This is a genomic window from Alkalihalophilus lindianensis (genome assembly GCF_032843265.1).
In the GTDB taxonomy this organism is placed as follows: domain Bacteria; phylum Bacillota; class Bacilli; order Bacillales; family Bacillaceae_D; genus Alkalihalophilus; species Alkalihalophilus lindianensis.
Genome location: NZ_JAWJBA010000473.1, coordinates 1 through 264, shown reverse-complemented (window position 1 = coordinate 264; position 264 = coordinate 1). Strand labels below are relative to the sequence as shown.

Sequence of the window (264 nt, the reverse complement as noted above, 5' to 3'; positions counted from 1 at the left end):
CATTTTGCACCATGAAAAGCGCCATATCGCCAACGACCTTTGATGAAGGTGTTACCTTAACAATATCACCAAACATTTGATTTACCCGGGAATACATTTCTTTCACATCATCCCATCGCTCGCCCAAACCTACCGCTTTTGCCTGCTGCTGCAGATTGCTATATTGCCCGCCCGGCATTTCATGTTGATAAATTTCGGAATGCGGTGATATCATACCACTTTCAAAATCCTGATAGTATTTTCGGACATCTTCCCAATAACGAG

The 264-nt window shown here is 43.2% G+C and carries 1 protein-coding gene; it reads right to left on the bottom strand.

The features are described 5' to 3' along the window. On the bottom strand, window positions 1–264 hold a 264-nt coding region (locus RYX56_RS23075; RefSeq protein WP_317124218.1), incomplete at both ends, for a hypothetical protein.